The 14611-nt window shown below is 64.2% G+C and carries 14 protein-coding genes; 8 read left to right on the top strand and 6 right to left on the bottom strand.

Translation table 11 applies throughout. The annotated features are described in order from the left end of the window. Positions 1–4: 4 nt before the first annotated feature. Complete coding sequence (locus E2N92_RS12680) at positions 5–1105, top strand: hypothetical protein (protein ID WP_220681513.1); 1101 nt, start codon at positions 5–7, stop codon at positions 1103–1105. A gap of 74 nt (positions 1106–1179) precedes the next feature. On the opposite strand, the gene E2N92_RS12675 is transcribed toward E2N92_RS12680, so the two are convergent. Further along, the gene (locus E2N92_RS12675) at positions 1180–2388 is read right to left on the bottom strand and encodes an ATP-binding protein (RefSeq protein WP_220681512.1); all 1209 of its coding nucleotides are present in this window, start codon (positions 2386–2388) and stop codon (positions 1180–1182) included. 122 nt (positions 2389–2510) lie between these two features. Here E2N92_RS12675 and E2N92_RS12670 point away from each other — a divergent pair, with 122 nt between their 5' ends. Next, the gene (locus E2N92_RS12670; protein ID WP_220681511.1) at positions 2511–3248 is read left to right on the top strand and encodes an SAM-dependent methyltransferase; all 738 of its coding nucleotides are present in this window, start codon (positions 2511–2513) and stop codon (positions 3246–3248) included. Between the two features lie 46 nt (positions 3249–3294). Next, the gene (locus E2N92_RS12665; protein WP_220681510.1) at positions 3295–4818 is read left to right on the top strand and encodes an MBL fold metallo-hydrolase; all 1524 of its coding nucleotides are present in this window, start codon (positions 3295–3297) and stop codon (positions 4816–4818) included. Positions 4819–6011: 1193 nt separating this feature from the next. Here the strand turns inward: E2N92_RS12665 and E2N92_RS12660 are convergent. Further along, positions 6012–6152 carry a hypothetical protein gene (locus tag E2N92_RS12660; protein ID WP_220681509.1) on the bottom strand — a complete coding sequence of 47 codons (141 nt, stop codon included), beginning with the start codon at positions 6150–6152 and terminating at the stop codon, positions 6012–6014. Between the two features lie 287 nt (positions 6153–6439). Beyond that, complete coding sequence (locus E2N92_RS12655; protein WP_220681508.1) at positions 6440–6748, bottom strand: ferritin family protein; 309 nt, start codon at positions 6746–6748, stop codon at positions 6440–6442. Positions 6749–7071: 323 nt separating this feature from the next. Between E2N92_RS12655 and E2N92_RS12650 the strand changes: the two genes are divergently transcribed. The 4 genes from E2N92_RS12650 to E2N92_RS12635 are packed head-to-tail and all read left to right on the top strand — an operon-like array spanning position 7072 to position 10346. Beyond that, the gene (locus E2N92_RS12650) at positions 7072–7968 is read left to right on the top strand and encodes a glycine betaine ABC transporter substrate-binding protein (protein WP_220681507.1); all 897 of its coding nucleotides are present in this window, start codon (positions 7072–7074) and stop codon (positions 7966–7968) included. A gap of 16 nt (positions 7969–7984) precedes the next feature. Next, complete coding sequence (locus tag E2N92_RS12645) at positions 7985–9109, top strand: ATP-binding cassette domain-containing protein (RefSeq protein WP_220681506.1); 1125 nt, start codon at positions 7985–7987, stop codon at positions 9107–9109. After that, positions 9109–9744, top strand: a complete 636-nt coding sequence (locus tag E2N92_RS12640) for an ABC transporter permease (RefSeq protein ID WP_220681505.1) — start codon at positions 9109–9111, stop codon at positions 9742–9744. The genes E2N92_RS12645 and E2N92_RS12640 overlap by 1 nt, the downstream gene beginning before the upstream one ends. Continuing rightward, positions 9738–10346 (top strand): ABC transporter permease, encoded by a 609-nt coding sequence (locus E2N92_RS12635; protein WP_220681504.1) that lies wholly within the window; start codon positions 9738–9740, stop codon positions 10344–10346. Before E2N92_RS12640 ends, E2N92_RS12635 begins: the two co-directional genes overlap by 7 nt. 621 nt (positions 10347–10967) lie before the next feature. Here E2N92_RS12635 and E2N92_RS12630 read toward each other — a convergent pair. Together E2N92_RS12630 and E2N92_RS12625 are read right to left on the bottom strand one after the other, a co-directional pair. Continuing rightward, the gene (locus E2N92_RS12630) at positions 10968–11444 is read right to left on the bottom strand and encodes a pyridoxamine 5'-phosphate oxidase family protein (protein ID WP_220681503.1); all 477 of its coding nucleotides are present in this window, start codon (positions 11442–11444) and stop codon (positions 10968–10970) included. Between the two features lie 58 nt (positions 11445–11502). Further along, complete coding sequence (locus E2N92_RS12625) at positions 11503–11787, bottom strand: DUF427 domain-containing protein (RefSeq protein ID WP_220681502.1); 285 nt, start codon at positions 11785–11787, stop codon at positions 11503–11505. Between the two features lie 466 nt (positions 11788–12253). Here E2N92_RS12625 and E2N92_RS12620 point away from each other — a divergent pair, with 466 nt between their 5' ends. Continuing rightward, positions 12254–13645 (top strand): WD40 repeat domain-containing protein, encoded by a 1392-nt coding sequence (locus E2N92_RS12620; RefSeq protein WP_220681501.1) that lies wholly within the window; start codon positions 12254–12256, stop codon positions 13643–13645. Here E2N92_RS12620 and E2N92_RS12615 read toward each other — a convergent pair. After that, the gene (locus E2N92_RS12615; protein WP_246589228.1) at positions 13642–14535 is read right to left on the bottom strand and encodes an HhH-GPD family protein; all 894 of its coding nucleotides are present in this window, start codon (positions 14533–14535) and stop codon (positions 13642–13644) included. The genes E2N92_RS12620 and E2N92_RS12615 overlap by 4 nt on opposite strands. Positions 14536–14611 lie beyond the last annotated feature (76 nt).

The raw sequence follows: 14611 nt of genomic DNA, 5'->3' as shown, positions 1-14611 counted from the left end.
TAGAATGAAAGGCAGAACAGCAATCATCGTGCTCATCGTCGTGATGGCGGCCCTGGTCGGCAGCGCCGCCGCGGCCGACGAGACACCCGTCGTCCCGCAGGAGTTCAGCGGGACCGTGACCATCGACGGCAACCCGGCACCGGCAGGGACCGTCATCGAAGCATCGATCGACGGCACAGCGTACGGCACCCTCACCACCGACACCAAAGGGGTCTTCGGCGGCGTTGAGAAGGACGACGACCGGTTGGTCGTCAAAGGCGGCGGCGACGTCGTCGGCAGGACGATCACCTTCACCGTCAACGGTAACAAAGCCGCACAGACCGCAGTATTCGAACCCGGCGAACTCGGAAACCTCGCCCTCGCGGTGAAGACCGGGGGCACGCCTGGCGGCAACACCGGCAGCGGCGGGGGCGGCGGAGGCGGCAGCCCCTCGAACCCCGCACCGGTGAAGACCGTCGCACCCTCCCTCGAGGCACCGGCAGCACCGGTCGTCGGCAGCACAACGCTCGCCACCTCCGCTACCGGAACGGTGGACGAGCCCGCAGCCGTCGTCTCATCCGACCGGATCGCAACCCTCTCAGTACCTGAAGGAACCGCGGCCCACAACTCCGAAGGCACGCCCCTCGACGAGATCACCATCAGGCCCGCGGCGCCCGGCGAGGTGCCCGACGCCGCCGGAGAAGAGACCGGGTTCGTCGCAGCAGGATACACCTATCTCTGCGGACCCGCCGGCGCAACCTTCGACCCCGCCATCACCCTCACCTTCGAGATCCCGGCGGAGAAATGGAAAGACCTCAAAGAGGGTGACCTCACGGTCAGGTGGTACAACGCCGAAGCAGGACGATGGGAAGAGATCCCGACGACCATCGACTATGAGACCATGACCGTCACCGCCGAAGTATCACACTTCAGCACCTTCGCACTCTTCACCGCCGCACAACCGCCCTCCGCCGGAGACGCCGACCGCCCGGCAGCACAGGTCACCGACGCGACCAGCGTCGACGCCACCGGCGGCGAGACGACAGACCGGACTCTCCCCATCGTCGCGGGCGTCCTCCTCATCGTCGGCATCGCCGGTGCCGCGATCTACCTGAAGAAGAAATAATTCAGACCTCTCCCTCTTTTTTGGCTCGTGATTTTACAGAATTCTTTCTTCTATCGTGCCGATCCGGCTATATATCACACCAGATACGAAACGATCGGGTCCATCTCCCGATACCCGACCAGCTGCCCTGCCGTTCGACGCTGGGACTGGTCACCCCCATAGACCACAAACGATCGGTCCGGCGTGTTGCCGGAGAGTCGATTCCAGTGTGTGATCTCTTTGAAGAAGTCAGGACTTGCCGTTCGACTCGACTTGATCTCGACCGGGACGAGATCCCGTCCTCCATATTCGATGACGCAGTCGATCTCATGCCCCGACTTATCCCGCCAGAAGTAGAGATTGGACTCTTTGCCACGATTAAACCGGACCTTCAGGAACTCGGATATAACAAGCGATTCAAAGAGCCCCCCCTTTAATGGATGGAAACAAAGATCGTCGGCACTCTGTATCCCGGCCAGGTGTGCGGCAAGACCGGGATCGGTAAAGTAGAGTTTTGGCATTTTCACAAGCCGCTTGTTGAAGTTTTTGTGGTGAGGCCTGATCAGGGTGATCAACAATGACGTCTCAAGGAGAGATAGCCACGCTTTCGCCGTGTTATGGGTGATGCCGCAATCGTTGGCAAGGGACGAGTAGTTTACCACCTGGCCGGACCGATGGGCACACATCTTCATGAACCTCTGGAAGGCCGAGAGGTCCTGTACCTGCCTGAGAAGACGGAGATCACGTTCAAGGTACGTCTGGATATATGACGAATAGAAATCTGCCGGGTGAATGCCGCTGCTGTAGGGGCGGGGAAAGAGGCCGGCATAGAGGAGGTCTTCATACCGTTCGACCTCAACTCCGGCATGGGCAAGTTCTCTCATTGAGAGCGGGAGGAGTTTGATGATCCCGACCCGACCGGCAAGTGACTGGGAGATCCGCTCCATCATCAAAAAGTTCTGGGAACCGGTGAGGATGAACTGTCCTGGCCTCTGGTGCCAATCTAAAACGCCCTGGAGATAGGAAAAAAGTTCAGGAACCCGCTGGATCTCATCAAAAATTGCGCCGGTCTTTTCATAGTGTGCAAGAAAACTGCGCGGGTCTTCTTCTGCGAAGGCGCGGGTGTCGGGATCTTCCAGTAATACATAGGGCAGATCCGGGAATACCGATCGAACAAGTGTCGTCTTTCCAGACTGGCGGGGGCCGATCACCGACACCGCTGGAAATCCACAGGCAAGGGCCCGGAGTTTCTCCTCAGCGTCCCGCCTGATGATGGGGGTCTTCCCCTGCACGGGGTTGGACATATTGTAAATCCAATTTACAATTTGTCCATATATATCTGCCTCCCTCATGACAGGTCACACCACTCATGATGCACCTCCTCACGCCGATGCCCCTATATCCCACCGCCCTCCACTCTTCTCCAATGGACTACTACGACCTCATCTCCATCTCCACCCGCGACATGGCCATCATGAACCCCACGACCCCTGAGAAACTCAGGCGGGCCGGGGCGATGGCGGGCCTCGCGGCGGGCGAGGAGGTGATCGAGTTCGGGTGCGGCTACGGCACGGTGCTCACCACCCTGGCCGACGCCTTCGGGATCCGGGGACGGGGGATCGACCTGCGGGAATACGCCTGCCGGCGAGCAGTCGAGCAGATCGCGGCGGAAGGGTACGCCGACCGCCTCACCGTCACCTGCGCCGACGTCCTCGACGCGACGCCCGACCGCGCCTACGACCTCGCCGCCTGCATCGGCTCCACCCACATCTGGGGCGGCCTCGCCCCGGCCCTCGAGGCGATGGCCGCCTGGCTCAAACCGGAGGGACGCCTCATCGTCGGCGAACGCTGCTGGCAGCACGCCGCCGTCCCGCCCGACTTCGCCAGGGCCTGGCCCGACGTCCTCACCGAGTACGAGATCTTCGGGTGCGCGAGGGACGCTGGCTACGAGGTGCGGGGCGTCCTCCACGCCACCGCCGACGACTGGGACGCCTACGAGTCAGGCAACTGGGGCGGACTCCTCGGGTGGCTCGAGGAGCACCCGGACGCCGACGACGAGGAGGCGGCCGAGGTGCGCGAATACCTCCACCGGATCCAGGACGAATTCGCGGGGTACGGGCGCGAATATATGGGATTCGGGCTCTACGTGCTCGTGCCGGTATGAAGCGTGACGAGGTTTAATACCGCTCACGGAAAAGTTATACCCGACTATGGAGACCAGGGAAGAGAAGTTCTCCTTCATCGCCCGCATGCCCGACCGCCCCGGCGCCCTCCAGCAGGCGGCCGCGATCGTCACCGAGCACGGCGGGAACATCAACCGGATCCAGTACAGCCGACGCATCGACCCGAGAACGGTATTCTTCGAGGTGACCGCACCGAACGAGGCCCACGCCGCGATCAGGCACCGCCTCGCCGCCATCGGCTACCTCCAGACCGCCCTCCCCGGCCCCGGCATCCTCCGTTTCCACGTCCATCTCCCTCACACCTCCGGCGCCCTCGCCGCCTTCCTCGACCTGACGACGAAGGCACGGGCCAACATCGCCCTCATCGACTTCGACGACGCCGGCCCCCACCCGGACCGCGTCACCGTCTCGGTCAGCCTGGAGGAGAGCGGGCAGGCCGAAACCCTCCTCGACGCCCTCAAGTCGCGCTACCCCCTCGAGATCCTGGAGTACGACACCACGGGCAGCTCCCTCGACGAGACCGTCTTCTACCTCTGCTTCGCGCAGCGGGTCAGGGAGATCATCGGCCCGGCCGGCGACGGCTTCCTCCTCCGCCTCCTCCACGACATCAACCACGTCGTCCAGGAACTCGGGGCGCGGGGCGAAGACCCGCGGGCCGTCTTTGCCAGCGTCCTGCAGACCGGCGAAAGCCTGCAGCGGACCTGCGGCGACGGCTTCTACGCCGACGTCCAGCAGGTGGCGGTCACCCCCGAAATGGACCTCTACTGCTTCCAGTTGCCGGGCGGCGGGAGCGTCTACCTCCTCAACACCCCCGAGGAGAGCATGATGATCGACACCGGCTACGGCATCTACTACCCAGACGTCATCAGGATGCTCAACCACTACGGCCTGGGCAACGGCACCAGGCTCAGGAGGGTCCTGCTCACCCACGCCGACGCCGACCACTGCGGCGCCGCCGGGTTCTACGAGGCCCCGGCCATGATGCACCCCACCTCCGCGGCGATCATCGAGACCTCGAACCGCGCCTTCGCCTCGCCGGTCGAGGGCTCGGTCCTTGAAATGGTCTACACCACCATCATCAACCTCTTCTCGCGGTTCAACCCGCCGGAGAACTACACCCTCTTCGGCGGCCCGACCGGCGAGACTCGCGGGATCTTCCCGGTCCTCCACCGCTTCACCTTCGGCGGGCTCGAGTTCGAGGTGCTGGAAGGGTTCGGCGGCCACGTGCAGGGACTGGTCTACGTCTTCTGCCCGAGCTGCGGCCTCCTCTTCACCAGCGACACCGTCATCAACTTCGGCAGCCTCACCGAGAAGCGCAAGACCTACAGTTCGCTCGCCGACTTCCTGGTCACCTCGGTGAACGTCGACTCCGCAACGGCCAGGCGCGAGCGCCACGCCCTCATGGAGATCGCGGCCGAAACCGATCAGGCCCTCGCGGAGAAGGGGCGGCGCTGCTATGTCTGCGGCGGGCACGGGGCGGTCTCGGTCCTCGACGAGAACGGGAGGCTGGAGGCCGTCGGCGAAGTGGAGCACTACACCCACCAGGGCTGAGCGCACCACGGCATCGTCGGCGACGCCGGCGGTTCTCCCTCTTTTCAAGACCGGCGAGCCGATGGAGGCCGTGTTCCATCGCCGCCCCCCGCCTATCCTCTCGCGAGATGGCGGGACAGATCGTGCGATAGAGGGCGGCACGTTTTGATCACCATACCGTCCCCCCGTCATGACCCCGAAGATTGACCCCGCATGGGAGCGGGATCACCGCCGTGCCGTTCCCCGCCCTATCTTCTCGCGAGACGACAGAACAGATCCGGTTATCGGGGGGCGGCATGTTTGGATCATGACGCCGTTCTGTTTTCATGACCCCGAAGATTGGAGTGGGACGGTAAGAGGCGATCATCATTCAACGGGATCACGCATGGTGCCGCCCCCGCCCTATCTTTTCGCGAGAAGGCAGAACAGATCCGGCTATCAGGGGACGGCACGTTTTGATCACCATACCGTCCCGTCCCCGTGACCCCGAAGATAGAACCCGGACGGGAGAGTGCCGATCTCTATTCAGCGGGAGCACGCCACTCTTCGCCGCCCCCCCTATCTTCTCGCGAGATGACAGAACAGATCGGGTTATCAGGGGGCGGCATGTTTGATCATGACGCCGTTCTGTTTTCATGCCCACGAAGATTGGGGTGGGACGGTAAGAGGCGATCATCATTCAACAGGATCACGCGTGGTGCCGTCCCCCGTCTTATCTTTTCGCGAGATGACAGAACAGATCCGGTTATCGGGGGGCGGCACGTTTTGATCATCACGCCGTCCTGTTTTCATGACCCCGAAGATTGACTCCGGGACGGGAAACGGCCGATCATTACTCGGCGGGATCACGCGTGGTGCCGTCCCCGCCCTATCCTTTCGCGAAACGGCAGAACCGATCGATGACGAGGGGACGGCATGTTTGGATCATGACGCCGTTCTGTTTTCATGCCCCCGAAGATTGGAGTGGGACGGTAAGAGGCGATCATCATTCAACAGGATCACGCGTGGTGCCGCCCCCCGTCTTATCTTTTCGCGAAACGGCAGAACAGATCGATGACGAGGGGGCGGCACGTTCTGATCGTCATGCCGTCCCGCCGTCATGACCCCGAAGATAGAACCAGGACGGGAGCGGGATCACCGGCGTGCCGTCCTCCGCCCTATCCTCTCGCGAGACAGCAGAACAGATCCGGTGACGAGGGGGCGGCACATTCTAATCACCATACCGTCCTGTCAGCACGACCCCGAAGATAGAACCAGGATGGGAACGGGATCACCGGCGTGCCGTCCTCCGCCCATCCTCTCGCGAGACGGCAGAACAGATCGATGACGAGGGGGCGGCACGTTCTGATCGTCATGCCGTCCCGCCGTCATGACCCCGAAGATAGAACCAGGACGGGAGCGGGATCACCGGCGTGTCGCTCCCCGCCCGTCCTCTCGCGAGATGACGGGAACGATCATGCGGCGGGGGACGGCCAGTCCCCCACAGAGAGAACCAACCAGAGGAATTCTACAAAGCCCAAAACCCAAAAATCATCTCAAAAGTGTTCCCGCTCAACCATCCCGATACAAAAGAGAACCAGGGAGAAAAAGAGTGGTCTGTCCCTGCTCTCTCAAGATGTTCAGAAGATTCTCTCCAGGACCCCTACTTCTTCTTCATCCCCTCGATCAACTCTTCGACCTCGTCGGCGCCCTCCCGATAGAAGGCCTCCTCCTCGGGATAGAGTTCCTTGAGCAGACGGAGGAACTCGCCGGCGTGCACGATCTCCTCCTCGGCGATGTCCAGGAGGACCGCTTTGGCCAGGTCGTTCTCGACCGACTCGGCAAGTTGCTGGTAAAGCTGCACGGCCTCGTACTCGGCGGCGACCATATACCTGATCGCCCTGACGAGTTCCATGTCAGTCAACTTTCTCCCATACGCAGTCCCTGCAAAGGGGTTGGCAAACTCAGGCATTCTTCTTTCCTCATATCTTCCAGACGGCGCGGTTGCTTATATATCTAATCTTTTTCGCCCGGCGCCCGCCGATTGCCGGTCTGATCCGATCAAACGACCCCGGGACCGGGCTGTGCAGAAACCCCTGGTCGTACCCCTCGCGAGAATACGGTGGGGGAAAAACCGTGCTTCGCGGGGGACCGGGGAGCGGCCAACCCCCCGCAGAAATAGCCATCCAGAAAAATTCTACAAAGCCCGGAAATCCTCTTTTCATACCCCGGCCACCGCCGCCTCCGGGCAACATTTAAAATCTATGAACGGCACCTCCCTTCCGGGGGACGAGAATGAAAAGATTGATGACCGCAGGTGCGGTCCTCGTGGTCGCCGCCCTCTGCATCGCCGGGTGCACCGAGATCCCCGGCATGGGCGGCGAGACGGTGGTGGTCGGGGCCAAGACCTTCAACGAACAGTACATCCTGGCCGAGATGGTCGCCCTCCTCCTGGAGGACGCCGGGTACACGACCGAGATGAAGGCAAACCTCAACGACCTCTCCCTCTTCGAAGGGATCAAGAAAGACCAGGTGGACGTCTATGTCGAGTACACCGGGACGGCCTACTCACAACTCCTCAAACTCCCGCCCATGGAAACCTGGGAGCCCGAGGTCGTCTACGCCGACGTGGTGAAGGGCCTGGAGGCCGAGAACATCACCGTCCTCTCGCGCCTCGGGTTCAGGGACGACTACACCATCGCCGTGCCCGAGGCCTGGGCCGAGGAGCAGGGCGTCACGAAGGTCTCCGACCTCGCGCCCCATGCCGGCGAGATGGTGCTGGTGACCGACTACGTCTTTGCCGAACGCGAGGACGGCCTGCCGCAGGTGGCGAAGGTCTACAACTTCACTTTCAAGGAGGCGAAGCCGATGTCGCCGACGTTGATGTACGACGTGATCAAGAGCGGCGAGGCCGACGCAATCACCCCGTACACCACCGACACCAGGGTGGACCTCTACGACCTCCGGGTCCTGGAGGACGACCGGGCGGCCTTCCCGCCGTACCACGCGATCCTGCTCGCAAACGAGAAGATCGCCGGCGACGAGAAGGCGGTCGAAGCGCTCAGCGTGCTCGCAGACCGCATCGATGCCGACACGATGCGGCGGCTCAACCATGAGTTCGATGTCGAGAAGCGGGAGGCACGGGCGATCGCCCGCGACTATCTCGTCGCGGAAGGGCTGATCCAGGGGTGAACCCCACCCACCCCTCATGACGCGCCTCTTCGAGCGGGTCGACGCCGTCGACCTCGCCGGGCTCACCAAACGTTACGGCGGGCGCTCCGCCGTCGAAGACCTGGACCTCGGGATCGAGGGCGGCGAACTCCTGGTCCTCATCGGGGCGAGCGGATCGGGGAAGACCACCACGCTACGGATGATCAACCGCCTCGTCGAGCCGGACGACGGGACGGTGCGGATCAACGGCACCGACACGAGAGACCTCGAAGTGGTCGCCCTCAGGCGGAGCATCGGCTACGTGATCCAGGAGGTCGGGCTCTTCCCGCACATGACCGTCGGGGAGAACGTCGGCCTCCTCCCCACCCTCGAAGGCTGGGACGCGGCGCGGGTGCGGGGGCGGGTCGACGACCTCCTCGACCTCGTCGACCTCCCGCCCGAGACCTATGCCGCCCGCTACCCCAGAGAACTCTCCGGTGGGCAGCAGCAACGCGTCGGCCTCGCCCGCGCCATCGCCACCGACCCGCCGCTCGTGCTGATGGACGAGCCCTTCGGCGCCCTCGACCCGATCCTGCGGCGGCAGTTGCAGGACGAGTTCGAGGAGATCAAGGCGGCGCTCGGCCGGACCATCGTCTTCGTCACCCACGACATCGACGAGGCCTTCAAACTCGGCGACCGGGTGGGGGTGATGCACGACGCCCGCCTCGTCCAGGTCGGGCGGCCCGAAGAACTCATCCTGGACCCGGCCTCGGATGTCGTCGCCAGGATGGTCGACGCCGACCGGAAGTTCAGGCACCTGGAGAGTCTCCGGGTGCAGGACCTGATGCTCCCGCTCCTCAGGTCGTACCTGGTGCCCGGCGAGACGGCGGTCGGGCCGGGCTTCGAGGCGATGATGGAAGGCGACGTCGGCGTCGCGGTCGTCACCGAGGGCGACCGGGTGGTCGGGACGGTGCGGCGCCGGGAGGCCTACACCCGTCGCCGCGACGAGTCGACGATGGCGGCGATCGCCGCCCCGCCCCTCGTCTTCGCCCCTGCCGACCCGCTCCCGACCGCCCTCGCCGACCTGAAGAAGGCCGGGGCCTCCTTCGCCCTGGTGACCGACGACGACGAGCGGCCGGTCGGCCTCCTCCTCGCCGACGAGGTGCTGATGAGGCTGGTCTGATGGACGGCGGGATGCTGGAACTCTGGCAGGACTACAACCTCACGGCCAGGACCTTCGAGCACCTGGCGATGTTCTCGGTCGCCCTCCTCCTCTCGGTGATCATCGGGTTTGCCGTCGGCGTCCTCCTCTCCAGGCGGCGGCGCTACGCCGGGGTCTCCTTCGCCGCCCTCAATACCCTGGAGACCTTCCCCGACCTCGCCCTCCTCGCCATCCTCATCCCGCTCCTCGGGATCGGGGCGGTCCCGACCGTCGCCGCCTGCGTTCTCTACTCCATCCTGCCCATCGCCCGCAACACCTACACCGGGCTGACGAGCGTGAGCGCCGGGCACGTCAACGCCGCCGAGAGCATCGGGCTCACCGAACGCGAGGTGCTCGTCCATATCCGCGTCCCCCTCGCCCTCCCGATGCTCGCCGGGGGCGTGCGGATCGCCGTCGTCTTCACGATGGGCATCGTCACCCTCGGCGGCCTCGTCGGTGCCGGCGGACTCGGCGTCCCGCTGCAGACCGGGATCTTCAACAACATCCCCGGCCTGATCCTCCTCTCCGGCGCCTGGGTCGGGCTCCTCGCCGTCCTCTTCGACGGCGTCGCCGCCGCCGTCGAGCACCGCCTGAACCGGAGGTACGGGTCATGGTAGCCATCGCCACCGTCCTCGCCGCCTCGCTCCAGCACGTCGCCCTCGCCTACTCGGCCCTCCTCGTCGCCGTCGCCCTCTCGGTCCCCCTCGCCGTCCTCTCCCTCTCCTCCCGCACGCTCGCCTCGGTGGTGATGACCGGCGCCAACCTGGCGCAGGCGGTGCCGAGCCTTGCCATCGTCGCCTTCGTCGTCCCGCTCCTCGGGATCGGGTTTTATCCGGCGCTCATCGTCCTGGTGCTCCGGGCCCTCCTCCCGGTCGTCAAGAACACCTGGATCGGGCTCTCGAACGTCGACCCCGGTATCATCGACGCCGCCGTCGGCATCGGGCTTACGAACCGCGAGATCACCTGGCGGGTCAGGTTCCCGCTCGCCTACCCGGCCTTCTTCGCGGGCGTGCGCTTCGCCGCGATCCTCACCAACAGCGTCGCCGTGCTCACCGCACTCATCGGGAGCGGCGGGCTTGGCAACCTCATCTTCGAGGGGATCGCCGGCACCAACACCCAGACCCTTCTCGCCGGCGCCCTGCCGGCGATCCTCATCGCCGTCCTCGTCGACGCCGGACTGGCGGCGCTGGAGCGGCGGGTGGTGTACGAGGGGGCGTGAGGGGCGGGTGTTTTCATGCAAAATGATCCAGACGTTCAATTCTGGATTTATGGATGAGAATTCGAACACATAAATTTCCCTCATACCTGATATGCGGAGAACAAAACTGCCCTTCAGGATGATCAAGCGTGCCGCCCTCATTGCAGGATCTGTACCGCCGTCTCGCGCCGGGGGGCGTTGCCCCCCGGAACCCCCACGACAAAGATAGCCGAGGGGCGGCGATGGAACAAGACCCCCATTGATTCTCCTGTCTTGAAAAAGAGCGATCAAACGACGAGACATTTTCATCACGTATGCTTGAGCCCGGGATTCATGGCACATTCTACACAATCTTGTGAGACATATTCTGCATTTCATGTCGCACAAGATCTTTTGTGAGACATAGGTGTCTCACAACCGGTCTCCCCTCTATAATCGGTGCGGGCTTCACGTCGGCCTCCCATTGCGCGATCGAGTCGCAGCGGCAGAAAAGAAAATACTGAAGAGAAAATTGCCGTCCCGCTCCAATCTTTGTGATAAGGGGGTTCGGGGAACCCGAACCCCCGCCGGACGGCGATAGAGCGGCACGGCTGATCAACCGATCCCGCGAGGACTCTCCTCCTCCCCCCACAAAAAAAAAGTTCAGAGATTTTTCAACGCCACGATATCGACGACGCCGGTCAACTTCCAGATATTGGAGCGCTCCTCCGAGGCGATCGCCTCGATCGGTTCGCCGGGTTTGTGGCCGAGGGCCGCCAGGATGTTGGGGGAGAGGGCCCGTTCATCGATCATCTCCACGAACTTCTTGCGCACGATCTTCTTCTGGATCGCGTCCTCCTCCTGGACCAGGTAGCCCTGCATCGTCACGAAGGTGTAGCACGAGAGGTCCTGGGTGTACTTCTCGATCTCCACCGAGACATAGGGGCTCTTCCTGAAGAGGTCGTTCTTGCGCCCGTACTTCGTGGAGAGGAAGTACAGAAACTTGCCGTCGAAGACGTACAGGAACGGGGCGATGTACGGGTACTTGTTGCCCTGGAAGGCGATGCGGGCGACATAGCCGTCGGTGATGAGGGCGTCGTACTCCTTCTTCTCCATCTTCGGGATCTTTACAATCTCCATGGGTGCTTCCTCAGTGCGTTTCTCCTGCACCCCGGTAAATAGATTTTCATTCGCATTTTCAGTCACGAACCTTCACTCCCTTCCAGAACGAAACATAATTGCGGATCTGTTCGGCCGCAGGTTTCGGATCAGGATAATACCACGCGGCGTCCCTGTTCACCTCGCCTTCCACCACGACCGTATAATACCGGGCCTCCCCCTTCCAGGTGCAGACCGTCTTCGTCGGTGATTCCTTCAGATACTCGAAACGGACGGACTCCGGCGGAAAATAGACATTGCCCTCGACCAGCATGACGTCCTCGCTCTCCGCGAGCACCGTTCCTTTCCATTCGGCCTTCGGCATCGTCACCCCCCGCTCCCTACCTGGAGCGCGCGAGGGATAAGACTTTCCCGGCCCGCCAGGGCCTGACCGTTCCGCGCCCACACCGCCGGGTTCGGGCCGGCAACAACGGTGCGATGGACGCGCACCCCGGGGAAAACCGGCGCCTTCCCGTCACCGCCCCGCGGACCCGGCGCCCCTCCGGGGAAGAACCCCCGGGCGCGGCGGCGGGCGGCCCGCCCGGAAACGAGGGCCTGAGCAGAAACAGACCATTCCCCTTCACCCCGCGATGAGCCGGCCGGATCCCGGAACCCTGCGCCTAATACCCCGGCCTCCTCCCCTCGCTCACCCCCGGCGACCCCTTCGATCCCGGAGAAATCCCCCATAATTCGAGTTGTATCGATGGGAACGATTATACCTTCAGAGAGGAGAGCTGTGAAAATAATGGCAGTATCGACTATCAATCCGGGCGCGGGCCGGAGGCGGTAAGGTGCGACCCTTTCTGCACATCGCGCTCTGCCTGGCACTCCTGCTCGTCCCCTGGGGCGTCGCCGCCGACGAGCGGCCCGAACCTCTCTGGGACGTCGCCCTGGGAAGCAAAGTTCTTTCGACGGCGGTCTCACCGAACGGCGCCTACGTCGCCGCCGGGACCGACGCCAACGGGGCGATGCGCCTCTTCGACGGCGAGGGCAACCAGGTCTGGGAGGTGCCGACCGGGTCGCCGGTCTTCCAGGTCTCCATCAGCGAAGACGGGAAGTACGTCGCCGGCGCCTCCGACCGGGTCAGGGTCGTCGACCAGAACGGCAAGGTGACGGCCAGGATCGACGACGATGGTTACTTCGCCTACAGTGCGGCCATCTCCCCAGACGGCAAACACGTCGCCGCGGGCTTCGACAACCACGTCTTCGGCGTCTACTCGTCCGGCGGGTTTGCCGAGTGGATGGGAACCCTCGGCGACGACGCCGCCAGCCTCGCCCTCTCCAGGGACGGCCGGTACCTCGTCGCAGGCAGCAAGGACGACACCGTCTCCTTCTTCGGCGAGCAGGGCACCCTCCTCTGGAGTTACGAGACCGGCAAGACCGTCGGCAGCGTCGCCCTCTCCCCTGACGGCGGATACGTCGCCGCCGGGTCGATGGACCGCCAGGTCTACTTCTTCGACCGGGACGGCACCCTCCTGTGGACTTATGAGCCGGGCGAGCACGTCTTCGGCGTCGCGGTCGCGCGGGACGGCGAACGCGTCGCCGTGGCCGCCGGGCACACCGTCACCCTCCTGGACCGTGAGGGCGAGGAACTCTGGACCTACGACGCCGGGACCACGGTCTTCTCCGTCGCGATCACCCCGGACGCCGGGATGATCGTCTACGGCACCGGCGGGAACGACAACCGCCTCGTCGCCCTCGAAGGAGAGAAGATCAGGGACGCCGGCGCGGACCGGGGCCCGGTGACCACCCCGGTCGTCTCAGGTAACAGAGGCGGGGAGAACGGGAGCACGTACCTCGCCGACTCCTTCGTCCTCGCAGGCGAGGAGACCGAATCCGCGGAGGGCGCCGCGGTCACCGACGTGCTCCGCCGCACCGCCGACGCCGACGCCAAGGTGACGGTCAGGATGACGGTGGACGCCGCCTGGGTCGCCGCCCACGGCGGGCCCGACCGGGTGAAGATCGCCGCCTGCCTCCCTGACGAGAACGGTGAGGCGACGACGGAGGCCGAGGCGGTGCCCACCCGGTTCGTCGGCTACGACCCGGAGGACCGCCTCATCTTCGAGGGGAAGTCGCCGTACTCGCTCACGGCGTACGGGATCGTCGCCGTCGCCGGGAACCCCGCCCCGATGGGCGCCTTCCCGGCCATCCCCACCCTCGCCGTCCCACCGGGCGGCGCCTAAGGGACCCGGTACTCCCCTTCCTCCTCGGCCACGAACCCTTCGGCCAGGAGTTTTTTGAGGACCCGCGTCCCTCTTTTCTCGTCGACCCCTCCTTTTGCGAGCAGTCCTTCAGTCGAGAGCGTCCCGTGCTCCAGGAGGGCCTTCAGCATCCGGCCCCGCACCTGCCGGTCCGACCCCTCGAAGGGCGCCTGTCTGGTGTACGACGCACTTCGGCGGTTCGGGTTGGGGTAGCGTTTCTTGAGCATGGTGCCGTAGTCCATCACCGCCCAGTAGAACTCCCGCGGGTGCGCCGGGTCCAGGGTCATCGCCACCAGCGGGAGGATCTCGGCGTCCCGCACCTCCTCGCGGCCCCTGAAGAAGAAGTGGATGAAGAGCCGGCGGACATTGGTCTCGATAAAGACCGTCGGGCGGTTGTGGACGAAGGCGGCGACTGAAGCCGCTGTCGCCTTCCCGATCCCCGGAAGGCGCTCCAGGACCGCCGGGTCGTCGGGCACCTTTCCGCCGAAGTCCCGCACGATCGTCTGCGCCGCCTGCCTGAGGGCAAGCGCCCGCCGGTTGTACCCGAGCCCCTGCCAGGCCTCCAGCACCTCCCGCTGCTCGGCGGCGGCGAGGGCGGCGAAGTCCGAGAAGCGCTCGATAAATTCGGGATACTTTTTGCGCACCCGCTCCACCTGCGTCTGCTGGAGCATCACTTCTGAGACGAAGATCCGGTACGGGTCGTCGGTCTCCCGCCAGGGCATCTGCCGGGCATGATGGCGGAAATAGTGGCAGATCACCTGCCTGAATCGTGCGCATGCCTCGACGCCCGGCCCCTCCTCTCGCAGGGCCGCTTCAAACGCCCGGACCAACCGGGCGTGCTCGTCGACAGAGGTCGTCTCGCTGCCTGACACCGATAGGATCAGGGGAAGAGGGACAAAAAAGGTTGAGGTGAGGGGCGTTGCCGGGAAGAGATCCTGAAGGGGATGG

The organism is Methanofollis formosanus, assembly GCF_019633745.1.
GTDB lineage: Archaea > Halobacteriota > Methanomicrobia > Methanomicrobiales > Methanofollaceae > Methanofollis > Methanofollis formosanus.
This window is presented reverse-complemented; position numbering and strand designations above follow the sequence as displayed.

Coding starts and splice junctions, on each gene's coding strand:
- E2N92_RS12680 (WP_220681513.1), top strand. CDS start 5: ATGAAAGGCAGAACAGCAATCATCGTGCTCATCGTCGTGATGGCGGCC.
- E2N92_RS12675 (WP_220681512.1), bottom strand. CDS start 2,388: ATGTCCAACCCCGTGCAGGGGAAGACCCCCATCATCAGGCGGGACGCT.
- E2N92_RS12670 (WP_220681511.1), top strand. CDS start 2,511: ATGGACTACTACGACCTCATCTCCATCTCCACCCGCGACATGGCCATC.
- E2N92_RS12665 (WP_220681510.1), top strand. CDS start 3,295: ATGGAGACCAGGGAAGAGAAGTTCTCCTTCATCGCCCGCATGCCCGAC.
- E2N92_RS12660 (WP_220681509.1), bottom strand. CDS start 6,152: ATGACGATCAGAACGTGCCGCCCCCTCGTCATCGATCTGTTCTGCCGT.
- E2N92_RS12655 (WP_220681508.1), bottom strand. CDS start 6,748: ATGCCTGAGTTTGCCAACCCCTTTGCAGGGACTGCGTATGGGAGAAAG.
- E2N92_RS12650 (WP_220681507.1), top strand. CDS start 7,072: ATGAAAAGATTGATGACCGCAGGTGCGGTCCTCGTGGTCGCCGCCCTC.
- E2N92_RS12645 (WP_220681506.1), top strand. CDS start 7,985: ATGACGCGCCTCTTCGAGCGGGTCGACGCCGTCGACCTCGCCGGGCTC.
- E2N92_RS12640 (WP_220681505.1), top strand. CDS start 9,109: ATGGACGGCGGGATGCTGGAACTCTGGCAGGACTACAACCTCACGGCC.
- E2N92_RS12635 (WP_220681504.1), top strand. CDS start 9,738: ATGGTAGCCATCGCCACCGTCCTCGCCGCCTCGCTCCAGCACGTCGCC.
- E2N92_RS12630 (WP_220681503.1), bottom strand. CDS start 11,444: ATGGAGATTGTAAAGATCCCGAAGATGGAGAAGAAGGAGTACGACGCC.
- E2N92_RS12625 (WP_220681502.1), bottom strand. CDS start 11,787: ATGCCGAAGGCCGAATGGAAAGGAACGGTGCTCGCGGAGAGCGAGGAC.